Source organism: Kribbella monticola (genome assembly GCF_003261635.1).
In the GTDB taxonomy this organism is placed as follows: Bacteria; Actinomycetota; Actinomycetes; order Propionibacteriales; family Kribbellaceae; genus Kribbella; species Kribbella monticola.
Window position 1 is genome coordinate 525,956 of record NZ_QFXK01000039.1, and the last position, 20,810, is coordinate 546,765.

20 protein-coding genes are annotated in these 20,810 nt (G+C 68.7%); 6 read left to right on the plus strand and 14 right to left on the minus strand.

The window, feature by feature from the left end:
* Window position 1 precedes the first annotated feature (1 nt).
* From DIZ26_RS33940 to kdpF, 6 genes are all read right to left on the minus strand, one after another.
* A complete protein-coding gene (locus tag DIZ26_RS33940) occupies window positions 2–679 on the minus strand; it encodes a response regulator (RefSeq protein WP_112248628.1) in 678 nt (225 codons plus the stop codon).
* On the minus strand, window positions 676–3,261 hold the full coding sequence (locus tag DIZ26_RS33945; protein WP_112248629.1) for a sensor histidine kinase: 2,586 nt from the start codon (window positions 3,259–3,261) through the stop codon (window positions 676–678). Before DIZ26_RS33945 ends, DIZ26_RS33940 begins: the two co-directional genes overlap by 4 nt.
* Before the next feature lie 12 nt (window positions 3,262–3,273).
* Window positions 3,274–3,924, minus strand: a complete 651-nt coding sequence (kdpC, locus tag DIZ26_RS33950) for a K(+)-transporting ATPase subunit C (protein WP_408610297.1) — start codon at window positions 3,922–3,924, stop codon at window positions 3,274–3,276.
* Window positions 3,925–3,945: 21 nt separating this feature from the next.
* Entirely contained in the window at window positions 3,946–5,964 is a 2,019-nt protein-coding gene (kdpB, locus tag DIZ26_RS33955; protein ID WP_269815416.1) for a potassium-transporting ATPase subunit KdpB, read from the minus strand.
* Between the two features lie 65 nt (window positions 5,965–6,029).
* Window positions 6,030–7,691, minus strand: a complete 1,662-nt coding sequence (gene kdpA / locus DIZ26_RS33960) for a potassium-transporting ATPase subunit KdpA (RefSeq protein ID WP_112248631.1) — start codon at window positions 7,689–7,691, stop codon at window positions 6,030–6,032.
* Window positions 7,691–7,780, minus strand: a complete 90-nt coding sequence (gene kdpF, locus DIZ26_RS33965; RefSeq protein ID WP_112248632.1) for a K(+)-transporting ATPase subunit F — start codon at window positions 7,778–7,780, stop codon at window positions 7,691–7,693. Before kdpF ends, kdpA begins: the two co-directional genes overlap by 1 nt.
* Window positions 7,781–7,993: 213 nt before the next feature.
* On the opposite strand from kdpF, the gene DIZ26_RS33970 reads away from it, so the two are divergent.
* Complete coding sequence (locus DIZ26_RS33970; RefSeq protein WP_112248633.1) at window positions 7,994–8,629, plus strand: hypothetical protein; 636 nt, start codon at window positions 7,994–7,996, stop codon at window positions 8,627–8,629.
* On the opposite strand, the gene DIZ26_RS33975 is transcribed toward DIZ26_RS33970, so the two are convergent.
* Window positions 8,626–9,450, minus strand: coding sequence for a PhzF family phenazine biosynthesis protein (locus tag DIZ26_RS33975; RefSeq protein WP_112248634.1), 825 nt, complete (start codon window positions 9,448–9,450; stop codon window positions 8,626–8,628). The genes DIZ26_RS33970 and DIZ26_RS33975 overlap by 4 nt on opposite strands.
* A gap of 139 nt (window positions 9,451–9,589) precedes the next feature.
* On the opposite strand from DIZ26_RS33975, the gene DIZ26_RS33980 reads away from it, so the two are divergent.
* Window positions 9,590–10,705 carry a TIGR03118 family protein gene (locus DIZ26_RS33980; protein ID WP_112248635.1) on the plus strand — a complete coding sequence of 372 codons (1,116 nt, stop codon included), beginning with the start codon at window positions 9,590–9,592 and terminating at the stop codon, window positions 10,703–10,705.
* 39 nt (window positions 10,706–10,744) lie between these two features.
* On the opposite strand, the gene DIZ26_RS33985 is transcribed toward DIZ26_RS33980, so the two are convergent.
* The 4 genes from DIZ26_RS33985 to DIZ26_RS34000 all read right to left on the minus strand — a co-directional run bounded on the left by DIZ26_RS33985 (window position 10,745) and on the right by DIZ26_RS34000 (window position 13,678).
* Entirely contained in the window at window positions 10,745–11,623 is an 879-nt protein-coding gene (locus DIZ26_RS33985) for a MarR family winged helix-turn-helix transcriptional regulator (protein ID WP_112248636.1), read from the minus strand.
* 24 nt (window positions 11,624–11,647) lie between these two features.
* Window positions 11,648–12,067 (minus strand): hypothetical protein, encoded by a 420-nt coding sequence (locus DIZ26_RS33990; RefSeq protein WP_232828789.1) that lies wholly within the window; start codon window positions 12,065–12,067, stop codon window positions 11,648–11,650.
* A gap of 91 nt (window positions 12,068–12,158) precedes the next feature.
* Complete coding sequence (locus DIZ26_RS33995; RefSeq protein WP_112248638.1) at window positions 12,159–12,971, minus strand: class I SAM-dependent methyltransferase; 813 nt, start codon at window positions 12,969–12,971, stop codon at window positions 12,159–12,161.
* A gap of 101 nt (window positions 12,972–13,072) precedes the next feature.
* A complete protein-coding gene (locus DIZ26_RS34000; protein WP_112248639.1) occupies window positions 13,073–13,678 on the minus strand; it encodes a TetR/AcrR family transcriptional regulator in 606 nt (201 codons plus the stop codon).
* A 52-nt stretch (window positions 13,679–13,730) separates the two neighbouring features.
* On the opposite strand from DIZ26_RS34000, the gene DIZ26_RS34005 reads away from it, so the two are divergent.
* Entirely contained in the window at window positions 13,731–14,405 is a 675-nt protein-coding gene (locus DIZ26_RS34005; protein ID WP_232828790.1) for a haloacid dehalogenase type II, read from the plus strand.
* A 60-nt stretch (window positions 14,406–14,465) separates the two neighbouring features.
* On the opposite strand, the gene DIZ26_RS34010 is transcribed toward DIZ26_RS34005, so the two are convergent.
* Window positions 14,466–15,029, minus strand: coding sequence for a cysteine dioxygenase (locus DIZ26_RS34010; protein WP_112248640.1), 564 nt, complete (start codon window positions 15,027–15,029; stop codon window positions 14,466–14,468).
* A gap of 112 nt (window positions 15,030–15,141) precedes the next feature.
* A complete protein-coding gene (locus DIZ26_RS34015) occupies window positions 15,142–16,047 on the minus strand; it encodes an amidohydrolase family protein (RefSeq protein WP_232828791.1) in 906 nt (301 codons plus the stop codon).
* Between the two features lie 173 nt (window positions 16,048–16,220).
* Here DIZ26_RS34015 and DIZ26_RS34020 point away from each other — a divergent pair, with 173 nt between their 5' ends.
* A complete protein-coding gene (locus DIZ26_RS34020; RefSeq protein ID WP_112248641.1) occupies window positions 16,221–17,234 on the plus strand; it encodes a LacI family DNA-binding transcriptional regulator in 1,014 nt (337 codons plus the stop codon).
* A gap of 90 nt (window positions 17,235–17,324) precedes the next feature.
* Here DIZ26_RS34020 and DIZ26_RS34025 read toward each other — a convergent pair whose 3' ends face one another.
* Window positions 17,325–18,779 (minus strand): GAF domain-containing protein, encoded by a 1,455-nt coding sequence (locus DIZ26_RS34025; RefSeq protein ID WP_112248642.1) that lies wholly within the window; start codon window positions 18,777–18,779, stop codon window positions 17,325–17,327.
* Window positions 18,780–18,891: 112 nt separating this feature from the next.
* On the opposite strand from DIZ26_RS34025, the gene adh reads away from it, so the two are divergent.
* Window positions 18,892–20,415, plus strand: a complete 1,524-nt coding sequence (gene adh / locus DIZ26_RS34030) for an aldehyde dehydrogenase (protein WP_112248643.1) — start codon at window positions 18,892–18,894, stop codon at window positions 20,413–20,415.
* A complete protein-coding gene (locus DIZ26_RS34035) occupies window positions 20,415–20,792 on the plus strand; it encodes a DUF779 domain-containing protein (protein WP_112248644.1) in 378 nt (125 codons plus the stop codon). The genes adh and DIZ26_RS34035 overlap by 1 nt, the downstream gene beginning before the upstream one ends.
* The last annotated feature ends 18 nt before the right edge of the window (window positions 20,793–20,810 follow it).

Here is a 20,810-nt window from a genome sequence, read left to right on the forward strand (position 1 = left end):
GTCACGGCTCGAAGCGGTAGCCCATCCCCGGCTCGGTCAGCAGGTGCGCCGGGCGGGCCGGATCCGCTTCCAGCTTGCGGCGGAGCTGGCCCATGTAGAACCGCAGGTTGCCGCCGGCCGTCTCGTACCCCGGTCCCCACACCTCGGTCAGCAGTTGCCGCTGGGACAGCAGCTTGCCGGGATGCCGGACCAGCACCTCCAGCAGATGCCACTCGGTCGGGGTCAGCCGGACGTCCTCGCCGCCGTCCAGCGTCACCCGCTTCGCTGACAGATCGACGCGGGCACCGCCGACGTCGACCACCGGCTGATCCTGGGCCAGATTGCTCCGGCGCAGTACCGCGCGCATCCGGGCCAGTAACTCGTCGATCCCGAACGGCTTGGTCACGTAGTCGTCCGCGCCCGCGTCGAGCGCCTCGACCTTGTCGGTGCTGTCGGTCCGCCCGGACAGCACCAGGATCGGCGCCTCGGTCCAGCCGCGCAGACCGCGGATCACGTCGACGCCGTCCAGGTCCGGCAACCCGAGGTCGAGAATCACCAGGTCGGGCGGGTACTGCGCGGCGACCTTGAGCGCCGCCGTACCGCTGTCGGCCACGTGTACCTCGTACCGTCTGGCCTTCAGGTTGATCTGCAACGCGCGAACGATCTGTGGTTCGTCGTCGACCACCAGGATCCTGGTCATCCCTGCACCTCCGGACCGGACGCGGACCGCTCACGACTGCCCGGAACCGGCGCGTCACCGGCCCGCACGGTTGCCACTGGCAACGATACGACCATGGTCAGCCCGCCTCCCGGCGTGTCCTCGGGTTGCAGCGAACCGTTCATCGCCTCGGTCAACCCCCGGGCAAGTGCGAGCCCCAGCCCGACCCCGGTCGTGTTGTCGGTGTCGCCCAGCCGCTGGAAAGGCGCGAACACCCGGTCGCGGTCGGCCCGCGGGATTCCCGGTCCGCGATCCACCACCCGGAGCTCGACCTGATCGCCGAGCGAACTACCGGTGACCAGCGGCGGCCGTCCCGCCGGCGAATGCCGGACCGCGTTGGCCAGCAGGTTCGCGATCACCCGCTCGAGCAGGGCAGCGTCCGCGTCGACCAGTGGCAGGGTGTGCGGCAGGTCGACGGTCACCGCAGCGGCAGCATCACCCAACTCGGCCAGGACGCCGGGCATGATCTCGTCCAGCGCCATCGGCCGGGTGAAAACCGGCAGTACGCCGGCCTGCAGGCGGCTGAGGTCGAGCAGGTTGTCCACCAGGCGGGTCAGCCGATCCAGGGACTCGTCTGCCGTCTCGAGCAACTCGTCCCGCTCCGCAGGAGTCCAGTCCACGTCGGAGCTGCGGAGGCTGGTCACCGAGGCCTTCGCGGAGGCCAGCGGGGACCGCAGATCGTGGCCCACCGCACGGAGCAGCGCAGTACGGAGCTTGTCTGCTTCGGCCAATGGCTTCGCCTCGGCAGCGGCCTCGCTGAGCCGGGCCTTGTCCACCAACGCGGCCGCGTGGGCCGCGAAGGCACCGACCAGGCGGCGCTCGTCGGCGGCCAGCGAGCGACCTTGCAGGACCAGGACGAGGTCGTCGCGGCCCGGGATCTCGGCATCGCCGTCCTCCGGGCGCCGGCAGGTCGGCGTACCGGCTGAGGCGATGGGTCGCCAGGTCTCGGTCAGCTCGTCGGTCTCGAGTCGTTCCATCAAGCAGGCGGCGGTCATCCCGAAGGCCTCCCGGACCCGTTCGAGCAGGGCAGGCAGGGCGGTCTCGCCGCGGAGTACGGATCCCGCCAGCGTTGCCAGCGTCTCGGACTCGGCCGAAGACCTGGCCGCTTGCCTGGTCCGGCGAGCGGCGCGGTCGACCACGGATGAGACCAGGCCGGCGATCAGCACGAAGATGCTGAGCGCGAGCACGTTGTTCGGCTCGGTGATGGTGAAGGAGTGGGCCGGCGGGGTGAAGAACCAGTTCAGCACCAGCGTGCCGGCAACGGCCGTCACGATCGCCGGCCAGAGGCCACCGACCAGAGCGACGACGACGACTGCGAACAGGAAGGCGAGCGCGTTGCTGGTCAGGTTGAGAGCATCGTCACCGATGCCCAGCAGGAGAGCCAGCAATGGCGGTAGCACCAGCGCCAGTACGAAGCCGTAGATCAGGCGACGCTTGGACAGACTGCCCTGCGCCCTGGGCAGCCGCCCGCGCCCCATCTCCGAGTGGGTGACGATGTGTACGTCGATGTCGCCGGAGTCCCGCAGAGAGCTCGCCCCGATCCCGGGACCGGTGAACAGCGCGGCCAGCCGCGAGCGACGGCTGCCGCCGAGCACCAGCTGGGTGGCGTTCTCGGCGCGGGCGAACGACAGCAGCGCCTCGGGGACGTTCTCGCCGACGACCTGGTGGTAGGTGCCGCCGAGACTCTCGACGAGCTGCCGCTGCTGGGCCAGCTTGGCCGGATTGGCGCCGGTCAGCCCGTCCGAGCGGGCGATGTGGACGGCGAGCAGGTCGCCGCCCGACGAGCGGGCGGCGATGCGGGCCGCACGCCGGATCAAGGTCTCGCCCTCGGGCCCGCCGGTAAGCGCGACCACGACGCGCTCACGCGCCTCCCAGGTGGAGTCGATGTCGTGCTGCGCACGGTACTGCTGCAGGCCGGCGTCGACGCGGTCCGCCAGCCACAGCAGGGCCAGTTCGCGCAAGGCCGACAGGTTGCCGACCCGGAAATAGTTGCCCAGGGCAGCATCGATCTTGTCGGCCGCGTAGACGTTGCCGTGTGCCATCCGGCGGCGCAACGCCTCGGGCGTCATGTCGACCAGCTCGATCTGATCCGCCGCCCGGACCACCCGGTCCGGCACCGTCTCCTGCTGCGGTACTCCGGTGATCTTCTCGACCACGTCGTTGATCGACTCCAGGTGCTGGATGTTCACCGCCGAGATCACGTCGATCCCGGCGGTCAGCAACTCGTCGACGTCCTCCCAGCGCTTCGCGTTCCGGCTGCCCGGAACGTTGCTGTGGGCAAGCTCGTCGACCAGCACCACTTCCGGCCGGCGGGCCAGCACGGCGTCCAGGTCCAGCTCGGTGAAGCTCGCGCCGCGGTGGTCCAGGATCTTGCGCGGGACCACCTCCAGCCCGTCGAGCATCGCGGCGGTGTGCTCACGGCCGTGCGTCTCGACCAGGCCGACCACCACGTCCGTACCGCGTTCGCGCCGGCGCTGCGCCTCGCCCAGCATCTTGTAGGTCTTGCCGACGCCGGGCGCGGCGCCGAGGTACACCCTCAGCTGCCCGCGACCGCTGCTAGTCATGTCTCCATCGTCTCAGCCCAGTGCGGAAAGATCGGCGTTCAACGTGACCACGTTCACCGCTGGTTCACCGAGGAAGCCCAAGGTGCGTCCCGAGGTGTTCTCCCGCACCAACTGTCGCACCTCGGCGACATCGAGTCCGCGCTCCCGCGCGACCCGGCCGACCTGCAACGCGGCGTACGCGGGGCTGATCTGCGGGTCGAGGCCGCTGCCGCTGGCCGTCAGGGCGTCCGGCGGCACCTGGGCCGGATCCACACCTTCCAGCTCGGCCACAGCCTTCCGGCGCTGCTGGACCGCGGCCAGCAGGTCGGCATTGTTCGGCCCGTACTGCGAGGCGCCGCTGCCCGTCGCGTCATACTCCACCGCGGACGGCCGGGTCTGGAACCACAGCGGGTCGGCAACCATCACCGGTTTGCCGTCGGCATCGACCTCGGGCCTGCCGTCCTTGGTCGCCTGCCGCGTGTACGCCTGGCCGATCAGGTCCGAGGCGACATCTCTGCCGTGGACCTTGATCACCGAACCGTTCGCGTTGCCGTGGAACAGAGTCTGCGCGAGTCCGGTCATCGCCAAGGGATAGATCACCCCGAGGCCGAGCGTGAACACGATCAGTGCCCGGGCCGCCACCCCGAACTGCCGCATCGTCGCGGGAAGCCTGCTTGCCATCATGGTGTGTTGCCTCTTTCGGTTTCAGCGGATACCGGGGACGAGCGAGACGAGCAGATCGATGAGCTTGATCCCGAGGAACGGGCTGATCAGGCCACCGACGCCGTAGATCAGCAGATTGCGCCGCAACATCGCCGACGCCGAGGACGGCTTGTACTGCACGCCGCGCAGCGCCAGCGGGACCAGTGCGACGATCACCAGCGCGTTGAAGATGACGGCCGAGACGATCGCGGACTCCGGCGAGTGCAAGTGCATGACGTTCAGCCGATCGAGCCCCGGGTAGGCCGCCGCGAACAGGGCGGGCAGGATCGCGAAGTACTTGGCCACGTCGTTCGCTATCGAGAACGTGGTCAGCGCGCCGCGGGTGATCAGCAACTGCTTGCCGATCTCGACGATCTCGATCAGCTTGGTCGGGTTGGAATCCAGGTCGACCATGTTGCCGGCTTCCTTGGCCGCCGACGTACCGCTGTTCATCGCCACGCCGACATCGGCCTGCGCGAGCGCGGGGGCGTCGTTCGTCCCGTCTCCCGTCATCGCGACGAGCCGGCCGCCCGCCTGCTCCTGCTTGATCAGCGCCAGCTTGTCCTCGGGCGTCGCCTCCGCCAGGAAATCGTCGACCCCGGCCTCTTCGGCGATCGCCTTCGCGGTCAACTGGTTGTCGCCGGTGATCATCACGGTCCGGATGCCCATCGCCCGCAACTGGTCGAACCGCTCCCGCATCCCTTCCTTGACGACGTCCTTGAGGTGAATCACGCCGAGTGGCCGGGCAACGCCATCCTTGCTCATGGCAACTACCAGTGGCGTTCCGCCGGAGGTGGAGATGCCGTCGACGATCTCCCCGAGCTCCGGCACCACAGTGCCGCCCTGGTGGCGAAGCCAGGCATCAATCGCGCCGGCCGCACCCTTGCGGACCTGCCGGCCGTCCAGGTCCACCCCGCTCATCCGGGTCTGCGCCGTGAACTCGATGAACGTTGCATGCGGCAACTCACCGGTGTGCCGTTCGCGCAGCCCGTACCGCGTCTTCGCCAGGACCACGATCGAGCGGCCTTCCGGCGTCTCGTCGGCCAGGCTGGACAACTGCGCCGCGTCGGCCAGTTCGGTCTCGGTGGTTCGGGTCAGCGGAATAAACTCGCTGGCCTGCCGATTTCCCAGCGTGATCGTGCCGGTCTTGTCCAGCAACAGGGTGTTCACGTCACCGGCGGCCTCGACCGCGCGTCCGGACATCGCCAGCACGTTGCGCTGGACCAGCCGATCCATCCCGGCGATCCCGATGGCCGACAGCAAGGCCCCGATGGTGGTCGGGATCAGGCAGACCAGCAGGGCAACCAGGATGACGAGGCTCAGCTCGGTGTGAGCGTAGGAGGCGAAGGTCGGCAGCGTCGCCGTCGCGATCAGGAACACGATGGTCAGACTGGCCAGCAGGATGTTCAGCGCGATCTCGTTCGGCGTCTTCTGCCGGGACGCTCCTTCCACCAGCGCGATCATCCGGTCGATGAAGCTTTCGCCCGGCCTGGTGGTGATCCTGACGACGATCCGGTCCGAGAGCACCTTCGTGCCACCGGTGACGGCGCTCCGGTCACCGCCTGACTCGCGGATCACCGGCGCCGACTCGCCCGTGATGGCCGACTCGTCCACGCTGGCCACGCCCTCGACCACGTCACCGTCGCCAGGGATGATCTGACCGGCCTCGACCACGACCAGGTCGCCGAGCTGGAGCGACGCGGCCGGTACCTCCTGCTCGCTCAGGCGGTCCGCGGACAGCTTGCGGGCGGTCGTCTCGGTCTTGGCCCGGCGCAGCGTGGCCGCCTGGGCCTTACCTCGCCCCTCCGCGACGGCCTCGGCCAGATTCGCGAAGATCACCGTCAGCCAGAGCCAGACCACGATCCACCACACGAACACGCTGGAGTCGGTGAAGGCGAGGACGGTCGAAGCGACGGCACCCACCTCGACCACGAACATCACCGGGTTCTTCACCATCACCCGCGGATCGAGCTTGCGCAGCGCGTCCGGCAGCGAGGTGAGCAGCATCTTCGGGTCGAACAGACCCGACGGCGCCTTCTTCGCGACCTGCTCGGCCGGCGGCACGACAGGGGTTTTCAGAGCGGTGGTCACAGTCCCTCCGCGAGGGGTCCGAGGGTGAGTGCGGGGAAGTAGGTGAGGCCGGTGACGATCAGCACGACGCCGATCAACAGAGTCACGAACAGGGCCTTGTGGGTGGGCAGCGTGCCCTCGGTCACCGGTACCGGGGTCTGCTGCGCGAACGAACCCGCCAGCGCCAGCACGATGACGATCGGCAGGAACCGGCCGATCAGCATGACCAGCCCCAGAGCCGTGTTGTAGAAGGGAATGTTCGCGCTGAGTCCGCCGAACGCACTGCCGTTGTTGTTCCCGGCCGAGGTGAACGCGTACAGCACTTCGGAGAACCCGTGCGGGCTGTCGGTGTTGAAGATCGACGCCCGCGCCGAGGCCAGTCCCATCGCCAGCGAGGCACCGACCAGTACGACGGTCGGCGTGGCCAGGATGTAGAGCGAGACCAGTTTCATCTCGCGCGCGGTGATCTTCTTCTTCAGGTACTCCGGGGTCCGGCCGACCATCAGGCCGGCCACGAACACCGTGAGGACAGCGAGCACGAGCATGCCGTACAAGCCGGTCCCGGTTCCGCCGGGTGAGACTTCGCCGAGCATCATGTGGAACAGCGCCGTCCCGCCGCCGAGTGGGGTGAACGAGTCGTGGGCCGAGTTCACCGCGCCGGTCGAAGTACCGGTCGTCGAGGTGGCGAAGAGGGCCGAGGCCCATTCGCCGAACCGGGTCTCCTTGCCCTCCATCGCGGCCCCGGCCGCTTGCGTCGCAGTACCGGCTCCCTGGGTTTCGAAGAAGGTGGCGGCGAAGGTGAAGGCTGCCCACAGGGTGCCCATCACGCCGAGGATCGCGTAGCCCTGCCGCTTGTCCTTGACCATCAGGCCGAAGGTGCGGGTCAGGCAGACCGGGATCAGCAGCAGCAGGAAGATCTCGAAGAGGTTCGACAGGCCGTTCGGGTTCTCGAACGGGTGTCCGGAGTTGGCGTTGTAGTAGCCGCCGCCGTTCGTGCCGAGTTCCTTGATCACTTCCTGGCTGGCGACCGGACCGCCCGGGATGGTCTGGGTCTGGCCGATCACCGAGGTGACCTCGTGACCGCCGGAGAAGTTCTGCACGACGCCCATCGCGACCAGGGCGAGCCCGCCGACAACGGCGATCGGCAGCAGGATACGCAGTACGGTCCGGATCAGGTCGACCCAGAAGTTGCCGAGCCGGTCCGTCTTCGACCGGGCGAAGCCGCGGATCACGACGACCGCGACGACCATGCCGACGGCGGCGGAGAGGAAGTTCTGGACCGCGAGGCCGGCGAACTGGACCAGGTGGCCCATCGTCGCCTCGGGTGAGTACGACTGCCAGTTCGTGTTCGAGACGAAGGACGCGGCGGTGTTGAAGGCCAGGCCGGACCCGATGTCCGGCAGACCGAGGGACAGCGGCAGGTGCGATTGCAGACGCTGGAGGAGGTAGAGCAGGACGACGCTGACGGTGGAGAAGGCGATGGCCGATCGGGCGTAGACGGCCCAGGTCTGTTCGGCTCTGGCGTCGACCCCGAGCAGCCGGTACGTGCCGCGCTCGATGCGCGAGTCCTTGTCCGAGCTGTAGACCCGTGCCATGTAGCCGCCCAGCGGCCGGTAGGCGACCGCGAGGAGCGCGATCAGGAAGCCGACCTGGAGCAGGCCGGCTGTGGTGTCGGACATCAGAACCTCTCAGGGAAGATCAGGGCGGCGACCAGATAGAGGACCAACCCCACGGCGATCACGAGCCCGGCGATGTTCTCGGCGCTCACGACAGGTCCAGCCCGGCAGAAGTACTCATGCCTCCACTGCACACCGCCGCCGGCCGGCACACGGGTCTTCTCGCAGCTCTCTCACACCACGCCGCCGACCTCTCACACCGCTCTCATGCGGACAGTGGGCGGACTGGACTTCGGTCTCCGGCCGGAGTTGCGCATACTTACGCCTGGCAATGAGACGCCCTCGGATAGTTAAGGAATGACGCAGTGACTGAAGTGGATGAGCCGCAGTTCTCCGGGGACCAGTTCTTCTCGGAAGAGGGCCGCAAGGCTCTGGCCGAGGCAAGCCAGTTGCTCGCCGAGCGCCTCCAGGCCCACACCCAGGCCCTGCTGGCGATGAAGGGCGGCCCGGACGAGCAGGACGCGCTGTACGAGCAGAACGTCGCGCTGGAGGAGCTCGTCGAGGGCTGGAACGACGCGGTCTTCGAGTACACCGGCACGGCACCGCTGCTGCTGGAGGAAGAGACCGAAGGCGCCGACGAGGAAGACGAACTGCAGGAGCAGGACCACGTGATCAGCGTGGTCTCGCGGTTCGACCTGCGCGTCGTCGACCTGGACGCGCTGCTCGACGCCGGCCGGGCCGCGCAGGAGCGGCACCCCGCCGAGCTGGAGCACTCCGGCGAGCCGGACCCGGTGGACACCGCCGAGCAGGCGATCTACGAGATCAGCCGCGAGATGGGCGAGGCGTGGTTCGAGCTACCCGGCGTCGATCTGGTGGCCGGAGCACGCGCGTACGTCGTACCGGAATATCCGTTCGAGCCGCTGGAGGCCGACGCCGACGACGTCGCCACCGAGATCAGCGCCCCGAACGGCGTAGTCACCCACGCCGAGACCTGGGCCTAGACCAGCAGGTCCCCGTCCAGGACGGTGACCGCGCGGCCGGTGAGGTAGACGCGGTCGCCGGCCGGGACGGCACGGACGAGGCCGCCGCGGGCGGACGCCTGGTAACCGACCAGGTCGTCCCGCCCGAGGCGCTTCGCCCAGTACGGCGCCAGCGCGGTGTGCGCGCTCCCGGTCACCGGATCCTCGGGCAGCCCGTCACCTGGTGAAAAGAACCGCGAGACGAAGTCGTACTCCGCTCCGTCGGCCGCGGGCGCGGTCGGCACGACGCCGCGCAGGTCCTCCCGCTCGGTCAACTCGGTGAGCGCATCGAAGTCCGGTGCCAAGCCACGCACCGTCTGCTCGTCCGGCAACACCACGAGCAGATCGCGTAGCGCCCCGGTCCCAAAGACAGCCTCCGGTACTGCGCCTAGCGCGGCGACCAGTCCGTCGGGCGCCGGCCTCTCGGTGAGTTCCGCGATCGGGAAGTCGAGCGTGATCCAGCCGTCGGCGCCGACCTCCGCGATCAGGACTCCACTCCGACTGCTGAAACGAACCTTGCCGTCTTCAGCCACCAGCCCCTCGGCGACCATCGAGTGGACGGTCGCGAGCGTCGCATGCCCGCAGAGGTTCTCCTCCACCACAGGCGTGAACCAGCGCAGATCCCAGTCGACATCCGGCTGCTCGGACGGCCGGGCGAACGCGGTCTCGGAGTGCCGCATTTCCGCGGTCACCGCCCGCATCCAGGCCTCGTCCGGCCAGTCGCCGGCCGCCAGCAGACACACGCCGGCCGGATTCCCCGCGAACGCCTGATCGGTAAACGCATCCACCACCCTGATTCGCATTCCCTGACGCTAAGCGCCGGCGTGGACACGATCCATACCCAGTTCCGGCCGACTGGCCTTCGGTTGCCGAAGGCGTGAACCGGAGCCACGTTTCGTCCGTGTAGGCGGTGTTCCACTTCCCAACCGACAGGAAAGTGTCATGTCGCTACGTACCAAAGGCCGACCACTCGCCGTCGCCACCGCCTTGATCGGCGGGCTGGCCCTGGTCGCGCCGAGCACCGCCAGCGCGCACGAGTCCTACGGTCACCACCACGACCTCGCCGTCCAGCAGGTCAACCTCGTGTCGGACCTGCCCGGGATGGCAGCGCTACAGGATCCCGACCTGGTCAACCCGTGGGGTCTCTCGTTCGGCGCGACCACGCCGATCTGGGCGTCGAACGAAGGCACCTCGTCCTCCACGCTGTACTCCTCCGCCGCGGGCGCCACCACCGCGACCAAGGTGCCGACCGTCCGCGTCGGCGTACCGCACCCGACCGGCCAGGTGAACAACTCGGGCACCGGCTTCCAGCTCACCAACGGCACGGTCAGCGCGCCGGCCCGGTTCATCTTCGCCACGCTGACCGGCCAGATCGCCGCTTGGGGACCGCCGGTCAGCCCGCTGATCGGTGCCGCCGAGATCAAGGCGACCACGCCGGGAGCCGTCTACACGGGTCTCGCCATCGCCACCGCTGCGAAGGGCGATCAGCTGTACGCCGCGAACTTCGCGCAGCGCCGGATCGATGTCTTCGACAGCGCCTTCCACCCGGTCAAGCAGCCGTGGTGGGCGTTCAAGGACTTCTTCCTGCCGAAGGGCTACTCGCCCTTCAACGTGCAGACGCTGAACGGCCGGATCTTCGTCGCCTACGCCAAGGTCGACCCGAAGACCGGTGAGGAAGCCGCCGGTCGCGGCTTGGGCTTCGTCGACGAGTACACCGTGAACGGCCACTTCGTCGACCGGATCGCCTCCCGTGGTTCGCTGAACGTACCGTGGGGTCTGGCGATCGCGCCCGCTTCGTGGGGCGAGCTTGCCGGATCCCTCTTGATCGGCAACTTCGGCGACGGCCGCATCAACGTCGTCAAGGCCAAGTCGCACGGCCGCTTCGCCAACAAGATCGAGGGTCAGGTCAAGGACACCCACGGGCACACGCTGGTCATCCCCGGCCTCTGGGCCCTGCTACCCGGTACGGCGACCACCGGCGGCACCGACGCCGTCTGGTTCTCCGCCGGTATCGACGACGAGACGCACGGGCTGCTCGGCGTGCTGCGACACCCGTAGCCCTCGAGTTGTTGCGGCCGGCTGAGCAGTTTCAGGGGACTACTCAGCCAGCCGCTTCTCGAACCAGTGATGGGCATACGGCTCGTTGTTGAAGGCTTCGACCTCTCCATAGCCGGCCGCGCGATAAAGAGCGATCGCCTCGGTCAGACTGCGGTTGGTCTCGAGCCGCAGTACTGCGGTGTCTCGGGCCGCCGCCTGCTTTTCGAGCTCTGTCAGCAACCGCCGGCCGAGGCCGAGACCGCGCACGTCCGGGGAGACCCACATCCGCTTCACCTCGGCCGGCTCACCCGAGTGGAACTTCAACCCGCCACACCCGACCGGCTCGGCATGCAGCGTCGCGACCAGGAGCAGCCCGGCGGGCAAGGTCAACTCGTCGACGTCGGCCGAGATGGTCCGGGCCTGGTCGAAGCCGCCGTCGAAGCGGGTGCCCAACTCCTCGAAGTACGACTGCACGCAGAACTTCGCCTCCGGACGTCGCGGGTCGACGATGCCGATCTGGACGGTCGAGGCGATCAGCAACCGTTCGACCTCGCCCATCGCGGCGATCAGTCGCTCCTGCTGGCGCTCGGTGAGCGGATCGAGGATCGACTTCGCGAGGTCGTCGGACCGCTGATCGAGCACAGCGCGCTCGGTCCGGCCGTGTTCGGTCAGCCGGGCGATGCGGACCCGGCCGTCGTCACCGCTCTGCTTCACCTCGACCAGCCCGTCGTTCTCGAGCACGCGCAGCAGACGACTCAGGTAGCCGGAGTCGAGATCGAGCCGCGCCCGCAACGCCCGCACGTCACAGCCGTGCGGCCCGATCTCCCACAGCACCCGCGCCTGCCCGAGCGGCCGGTCGCGCGACATGTACGCGTCGTTCAGCGCACCGATCCGCTGCGTCACGGTCCGGTTGAATCTCCGGACGTCGGCGATCCCCATTCTCTGACTATAGTCAGAGAATCGTCACGCCGGGAGGACCAGATCGATGGGATCGCGGCGCTGGTATGGCCGCCACCTGGTGACATGCGGATGGACCAGCCAGCGGATGCGGCCGGTGGTTTCGGTGGACGTGCCAGGTGCCGGAAGCCACTCAGCCGGACCGGAGCGCAGTACGCCGCCTGCCGCTGCGACCTTGGCGGCCGGAACCGAACCGGCCACGACGAAGAACCACCAGCGCCGCCCGGCCGGCGCCATCGCCGTCGGACACGTTGCCTTGAGCAACTGGTTGAGCAACGCGCCGTACTGCGCGGGCACGTCGACCACGTCGTACGCATCGGTGATCAGCGCGATGTCCCATGGATGTTCGCTCCAGATCGCGTCGGCGTGCCGGACACTACGGACGACTGGTCCGGCCAGGTGCGGATCGACGCAGTCACCACGCACGCAGAGACATACCCCGGCTCTCGGGACCACCAGCGGCGCTACGGTCCAGCCATTCTCGACATACCGGACCGCGCGCCGCCGGAGCCGCTCCCTAAGCACGCTGACCAACGGCGAACAGGAGCGAACTGGAGGCGATCAGCTCGGGGTACTGATCGGCCATCCGCGTGCAGGCCAGCGCGGTCTGCAACGGGTCGGGATCGCTCAACGAGGCCGGCAACGGCTGGTCCATGAAGTGCGCGTCGATGGCGACCGTCAGCCAGCCGCCAGGCCCGGTGAGCCCGTGCACCGTGACCGCCCGCAACCCGGCGTTGGTCAACTCCGTCCGCAACTGCGTGACCGTGTGGTACGTCGTCTCGGCCATCCGCTCGTTGTCCGGACTGAACCCGGTCTCCAGGATCTCGCGGACGATCTTCTCCCGCTGCTGCAGCTTGTTCGCCAGCGTGGCGCCGATCAGGTTCGCCGCCCGGTTGATCGCGATCACCGCGATGAACCCACCCGGCCGGATCACCCGGACCGCCTCCCGCAACGCCAGCCGGCGATCCGCGGCCTCGGGCAGGTGGTACATCGGCCCGGCCAGCAACACGGCGTCGAAGTACTCGTTCTCCCACGGCAGCCGCCGCGCATCCCCTTGTACCGCGTCGATCCCGGCCGCCACGGCTTGGTCGACATGCCGCTGCACCGGATCCAGCAACTCGACGTCGTAGCCCCGCTTCTGCAACCAGCTCGCGTGCACGCCAGGGCCGCCTCCGATGTCCCCGACGACGGCCGGCGGCTCCGGCAGGTACCGCTCCAACAGGTCCCGCACCCGGGCGAGCTCCAACTGTCCCTTCAGCGTCGAACTCAGCCGACTCCCTTCGTCGTGCCGGCTCGTGTAGTGCGTCTCAAGATCAACAGAAGTCGTCATACCAACCGAGTCTCGAGGCCGTCGGCTCCGTCCGGCAGGCCAGATCCCGGGGCAACCCAGGGCAACCAGGGGCAGATCAGCTCACCCGATCCCCTGCGGTATCAGGCTTTCCGGGGTGACGGCCGATCACGTGCCAGTGGACTCAGGGCGGCGGTGACCGCGGTGCCGAGGTGACGGGGGGATGCGCCGGCGCGGGAGCGGAGATTGATGGCGTAGGCGAGGAGCGTGAGGTGCTCCGCCGTTGCGCTCAGGTCGAGGCCGGGACGGAGCTGCTTCAGCTCGGCGGCGGTTTCGAGAGCGGCTTGCACTGCCGCTTTCAGGCCGGCTTGGTGGCTGTCCAGGACTGCTTTTGCTTCCCCGGAAGGGTTTTCGAGGTGGGCATTCGACACCAGACAGCCCCACCCGGCGAACTTGCCTCTACAGCGCACCGAGACGAGCCGGTGGAAGAAGTCCTCGATGGCGGGGAGGCCGCGACGATCCTCGGCCAGCCGGGCGAACATCGGCTTCGAGCGCTGCTCGACGTACCGGTGCAGGGCGCCGACGTACAGCCCCTCCTTGCCGCCGAAGGCGTTGTAGAGGCTCGATCTGCTCAGGCCGGTCGCCGCCACCACGTCCTGGATCCCGGTCGCCGCGACGCCTTGCCGCCAGAACAGCAGCTCGGCGATACCGAGCACCCCGTCCGGTTCGAAGTGTTTGACATCCGGCACCGCACACCCCTTATCTTGGAACGACTGGTCCAAGTTTATGGAAGGGGTCGTGATGGCCGCAAGCCGCCCTGAGGTCCTGGTCCTGGATGTCAACGAGACGCTGTCCGATCTGACGCCGATGCGGCAGCGGTTCGAAGCCGCCGGCCTGCCCGGTGACAGCCTCGACACCTGGTTCGCCGCCGTTTTGCGGGACGGGTTCGCGCTGACCGCTGTCGAAGCGCCTGCGGACTTCGGCGCGATCGCCGCCGACATTCTCACCGGGCAGCTCGCCGCCGCGGGAGTCGATGCCGGCGACGATGCGGTCCGGGGCGTGCTGTCGGGGATGACTCAGCTGAAACTTCACCCCGACGTCGTACCGGGACTGCAGCGTCTGCACGCGACGGGGCTTCGCCTGGTCACCCTGACGAACGGCGCCGCGCGGATGTCGGAGCAGATGTTCACCGACGCGGGACTACTGCCGCTGCTCGAGCAGCGGCTGGACGTGACGAAGCCGGGTCGCTGGAAGCCGCACCGAGCGGCCTACGAATACGCGGCCGAGGCGTGCGGAGTGCCGCTGGATCGGATGGCACTCGCGGCCGTTCACCCGTGGGACATCGACGGCGCCAAGCGGGCCGGGCTGCAGGGGTGGTACGTCGACCGGCGGCGGACGTCGTACCCGAGGACGTTCACCGCGCCCGACCTCGTCGTGGGCGACTTCGAGGAACTCGCGGCGCAGTTCGCGGGCTGACCGGCCGGGTGTGCGAAACCGCCCGGCTCCGGCGCGGGAGACGGGCGGCTCGTGGATTCGTCAGTCGAGGGGGCGGAGTTCGTCGGCGTACGAGACCGAGACCCGGCGGAGGACGTTGTCCTTGACGGAGTACTGGCCCATACGCCACAGCGGCGGGCTGTAGGCGTGGACGGTGACGCTGCCCTTGTCGAGGCCGACGACGCGGTGGATGTGGTCGGGGCCGAAGCCGTACACGTCGCCGGCTTCGATCTCGGTCTCGACGGACTCGACGCCGATCGCCAGGTTGTGCTCGACGAGTTTGCCGCGCGCGACGGCGACCGCACCCGAGGAGACGTCGTGGTCGTGCCAGCCGGTGTCGTTGACCGGAGTCCAGCAGATCAGCCAGACGTCCACGTTGGCGTCGCGGTGCAGCGAGGCGAAGACGCGCTCCTCGTCGCTGTAGGCGACCTTGTCCTCCCACAGGTGCGGCTGGGCCGCGATCCCGCCGGCCAGTTCGGCCAGTTCGCTGGGATCGAGGTCACGGCCCGGAAGGTTGTCCAATGACAGACAGCCGTTGAGCTCCACGAGCCGGCTGGCCTGACGCGCGGGTACGACGGGTGCGTCGGAAACTTGCTGAACAGTCACTGCACTCCCCTCTCGGAGAAGACGCCGATCACTCGGCATGGTTGATGGTGGATCCCCGTACGACGGGGCGCGGTGTCTCCGGCGCGACAGCGGCCGGAAAGTCTGTACTGGTTCATCTCTCCGCCGCCGGGTCGACACCGAACAGCAGGCGGTGCGGGTTGTTGTAGCGGATCACCGCGGTCGCGGCCGCGCCCTGGCGGAGTTCGACCGTTCCGGCGTACGGGCGGTCGGTGCCGTGGACGACCTGGTCGATGCCGAGCACCCGGGCCACCGCGTCGATCCCCTGCGGTCCGTAGCTCGAGGTGTCGACGAAGAGGTTCGGGTCGATGGTCCCCAGGCGACCACCACGGGCAGCAAGGCGCTCGTGGTGAACGGGCGCCAGTCCTGCTGCGGCGGCGAAACACAGCCGAAGGCGCGGGAAAGCCGTCCGGCCAGCGAACGCATGCCAGGCCCACCAAGCCGCCTGCAGCTGCAGCGTGTAATCCACCACCGGCGCCCACCACCCCGGCACAGCTCCAGCTGGTGGAGCGGCAGGACCAGGGTGAATGAGGACCGGCTTGTTCAGCCGCTCGGCAACGGCCAGCAGCTCGCCGGCCCCGGCCCAGGCGGCCGGCGTACCGAGCACATGGGCGGGCAACTGCAGACCGATGAAACCCTTACCCAGTAAGGATTTCAGGCCGTCGAGGTCGGGCTCGAGGAGGTTGACAGCGGCCCAGGCCTTGAAGGGCTCAGGCAACGATGCCGCGCCTTCGTGCCAACTGTCGAGCAAGGCAGCATCGCCGAGCTGCTCGATCCCGAGCGGGCTGGACAGCGACACTGCGGCCAGCGTCGTCCCGGCATCCTGCTCCACCGCAGCTCGCTTGCCGACTTCATGCGCTGCGGGATCCACCTCGTACGCCGGTTCGCCGACTGTGTGCAAGGTCCAGCCGTCCAGGTACGGCGGCTCGGTGCGGTCGCGCAGCCGCTCGACGAACTCAGCCGGCCACAGGTGCTGGTGAACATCGATCACGGCGGTCACCGGCACCCCTTCCACTCGAATTTGACCCGGTCAGACTTGGTAGTCCGCTCCGCTTTGAAGCGCTTCAAGCTGCGTACAGTGAAGCGCTTCAAAGCCTGCCTTGTCAACCTCGCCGCCGGCCCGCGACAGCCACCGGCCAGCTTTTGTCCCAGCCGTGCCCTAGGGTCGATGCCATGTCCGGAACCAGCCGCCGACCGACCCTCAAGGACATCGCGGCGGAGACCGGCCTCTCGATGGCGGCCGTGTCGTATGCGTTGCGAGGTCTGCAAGGCACGCCGGAAACGCAGGCGCGCGTGCACGAAGCCGCCGAGCGACTCGGCTACCAGGCCGATCCGGTCGCTCGCGCCCTCGCGTCCGGCCGGAGCGGCTCGATCGGCGTGCTCTGCGCCTCGCTCGAAGACCTCTGGCAGCAACGCCTCGCCGCCGCTCTCGGCCGGGAACTGCTCGCCCCGGACCGCAACGCCTGGATCATCGACTCGGCCGGCGACGCGGACCGCCAGCTGGAACTCGCCCAGCACCTGGTCGACCATCGCGCCGACGCGATCGTGGTGATCCCGATCGACCCGGGCGCCAAGGCCTGGGCCAGGATCGCCCAGCAGGCGGCCGTGATCGCGATCGGCGACGCGCTGCCGGCCGCAAAGGCGAAGTCCGAGGTCCTGTTCGACAACGAGACCGGCGTCAGTACGGCGCTCCGCCGGCTGGCCGAGGCCGGTCACCGCAGCGTCGCCGTTCTGAGTCCGTCCCGCCGCTTCGAGGTGGAGCGGCCGGCGGAGGAGATCGCTCAGCGGATCGCGTTCGGACTGAAGCTCAAGATCCGCATCGTCCCGTGTCCGCACGATCTGGCCGGCGCGACCGAGGTCGCCCGCACGATCCTGACCACTAGTCCCCGGCCGACCGGCATCCTGGCGCTGGCCGACTCGATGGCCTTCGGGGTGTACGCGGCCTGCACCGAGCTCGGCATCCGGCTGCCCGACGACCTGTCCCTGCTGGGGTACGACGACCAGCCGATGTCCCAGCTGCTGACCCCGCCGCTGTCCACCTTCCACTGGCCGCTCGACGAGCTGGTCGCGGACGTCGTCGCCCGCGTCACCTCCGCCGTCGACACCAACCGCCGGGTCCGCCGCACCACCGTCGAGCCGACCCTGATCGAGCGCGGCTCGGTCGCCGCCCCACCCAGCCGGGCGTGACGACGACCTCCGGACCACAACATCCACAGCGTCGAAACTAGACTAATTCAGTCGACTTAAGAGACACCGTCCACCATCCGGTCACCAGCTTCAACGCTCGACGGCCAACCGCTGCAACCGGGCACCGACCGCGGCCCGGCGGGCATCGGCCACCGGCAGCACCTCGGCCAGCGTTTCGAAGACTTCGAGATCCTCGGCACCCACCGATGTCTGAGCGAACCGCCACAGCAGCTCGGCATCCTTCGATTCCAGTACTGCGCCGCGCAAGGTCGCGTCGAGCTCGTCGCGTTCCGCGCGGAGTGCGGGCGCATCGGAGCGCGCGAGCAGCGGACCGGAGTACAGGCTGATCGCCGTGGCCAGATCGCCGGCGCGGAGGGCGGCCTGGACATCGGTGACGTCGGCGGTCACGTCGGCAAGGAACCGGTAGGGCTTGGTGTCGAGGATGCCTTCGCCCAGCACGTTCCGGAGTCGGTGCATCTCGGCCCGGACCGTCGTCGGGTTGCCGTCGTCGCCGTACAACTGCAGCATCAACTGCTCGGCGGTGAGTCCCGCCGGATGGAGCAGTAGCAACGCGAGCACCTCGGCACGCCGAAGCGTCAGCGCGATCTCCCGGCCGCCGATCAACGCGCTCGGCCGGTCAGCACCGAGCAGCCTCAGCCGCAGCGACGCGCGCGTCCGGCGTACGACGCCTGGGATCCGTAATAGATAGCCCTCGTCGAGTTGCTCGACCACGGCCTCACGTCCGTCGCCGAGCTCGACCCGGTCCGCGCCGGCCGCGATCTCCAGCCGGCCGGGCAGCCATTCGAGGGGCTGTACGGCGAGCACCCGGCCGCTGGGCGTCAGCAACGCGCCGGGCGTATCGCCGAGGGCGATCAGGTGCCGCATGTTCCGCGCGCGAAGCTGTTCGTCGGCCGCGGCCATCCGGACCCGCAACTGCCCCTCGGCCAGCTGGGCGGCAGCCGTCACGAGCGCCATCATCGCGGGATGGACAGTGCGCAGTGGTCCGGAGACGTCGACGGCGCCGATCAGCTTGCCGGTATCCGGGTCGTGCACCGGCGCGGCCGCACAGGTCCAGGCGTGGATCCTGCGGACCAGGTGCTCGGCCGAGTGGATCTGCACCGGCTGATCGGCGGCGAGTGCCGTCCCCATCCCGTTGGTCCCGATCGAGTCCTCGGACCAGCTCGCGCCCTCGGACAGCGCGATCCGGTCGGCCTGCCGGCGTACGTCGGCTGCACCCTCACGCCACAGGATCAGTCCGTGCGCGTCGGTGACGATCATGATGTGCGAAGCCTCGTCCGCGATCGTGGTCAGCGTCTGGCGCAGCAGGGGCAGGACCGCACGCAGCGGATGCTTCTCGCGCAGCGATTCCAGCAATTCGGTCGAGATGACCATCGGCGGCCCGTCCAGCTCAGGATCGACGGCTGCCGCGAGTGAACGCTCCCAGGACTCCGCGACCACGGGGCGCGGTGCGCCGGACACCCGGCCCGCGCCGAGCACCCCGTCGTACAGCTCGCTGAGCCGCCGGGCCTCTTCGCGTGGGTCCACGCTCCAGCGTCGCCCCGAAGTACCCGCCGTTCAAGGGGGCGAAGTTGTGCAACGTCGATGCAACGTCGCGAGATCTACGGTGCGGGCACGCCACATCTCCGCAGGAGGACCGATGACGATCTATGCAGCCCCCGGCCAGACCGGCAGCCCGGCCGAGTTCAAATCCCGGTACGACCACTACATCGGCGGCGAGTGGGTGCCGCCGGTCAAGGGCCAGTACTTCGAGAATCCGACCCCGGTGACCGGTGAGAACTTCACCGAGATCGCCCGCGGCACGGCCGACGACGTCGAGCGCGCCCTCGACGCGGCGCACGGCGCGGCCCCCGGCTGGGGCCGGACCTCGGCGAGCGACCGGGCGAACATCCTGAACAAGATCGCGGACCGGATCGAGGACAACCTCGAACTGCTCGCGGTCGCGGAGACCTGGGACAACGGCAAGGCGGTCCGCGAGACACTGGCCGCCGACATGCCGCTGGCGGTCGACCACTTCCGGTACTTCGCCGGCGCGCTGCGCGGCCAGGAGGGCGCGATCTCGCAGCTCGACGACGACACCGTGGCGTACCACTTCCACGAGCCGCTCGGGGTGGTCGCGCAGATCATCCCGTGGAACTTCCCGATCCTGATGGCGACCTGGAAGCTTGCTCCGGCCCTCGCGGCCGGCAACGCCGTCGTCCTGAAGCCCGCCGAGCAGACCCCCGCGTCGATCCACGTGCTGATGGAGCTGATCGGCGACCTGCTGCCGCCCGGCGTACTGAACATCGTCAACGGGTTCGGCGTCGAGGCCGGCAAACCGCTTGCCGCCAGCAACAGAGTTGCCAAGGTCGCGTTCACTGGTGAGACCACGACCGGCCGGCTCATCATGCAGTACGCGTCGGAGAACCTGATCCCGGTGACGCTGGAACTCGGCGGCAAGAGCCCGAACGTCTTCTTCGACGACGTCGCGTCCGCCCGCGACGACTTCTACGACAAGGCGCTCGAGGGCTTCACGATGTTCGCGCTGAACCAGGGCGAGGTGTGCACGTGCCCGTCGCGGGCACTGATCCAGTCCGGCATCTACGACTCGTTCCTGGCCGACGCGACCGCACGGACCGAGGCGATCAAACAGGGCAACCCGCTGGACACCGAGACGATGATGGGCGCGCAGGCCAGCAACGACCAGTTCGAGAAGATCCTGTCCTACATCGACATCGGCAGGGCCGAGGGCGCGAAGGTGCTCACCGGTGGCGAGAAGGCCGACCTCGGCGGCGACCTGAGCGGCGGCTACTACATCCGCCCGACCATCTTCGAGGGCGACAACAAGATGCGGATCTTCCAGGAGGAGATCTTCGGCCCGGTGGTCTCGGTGACCAGGTTCGACGACTACGCCGACGCGATGAAGATCGCCAACGACACCCTGTACGGGCTCGGCGCGGGCGTCTGGTCGCGGGACATGAACACCGCCTACCGCGCGGGCCGCGAGATCCAGGCCGGCCGGGTCTGGACGAACTGCTACCACGCGTACCCCGCGCACGCTGCCTTCGGTGGTTACAAGAACTCCGGGATCGGCCGCGAGAACCACAAGATGATGCTCGACCACTACCAGCAGACCAAGAACCTGCTGGTCAGCTACAGCCCGAACAAGCTCGGCTTCTTCTGATGGCCGAGCGGGTAACGCTGACCGAGGAGGCGGCGGAGCTGCTCCGCCGCCTCACCGAGCTGCACGGCCCGCTGATGTTCCACCAGTCCGGCGGCTGCTGCGACGGCAGTTCGCCGATGTGTTACCCCGACGGCGAGTTCAGGACCGGCGACGCGGACATCCTGCTGGCCGAACTCGCCGTCGACGGGCTGGCGGAGCCGATCGGGTTCTGGATGTCGAGGAACCAGTTCGAGTACTGGAAGCACACCCACCTCACCGTCGACGTCGTCACAGGCCGCGGCAGCGGCTTCTCGGTCGAAGCGCCCGAAGGCGTCCGCTTCCTGATCCGCTCCCGCCTGTTCACCGACGCCGAGACCACGTCCCTCGGTCTGCTCTGAGGGCCGGCCGCACTGCCG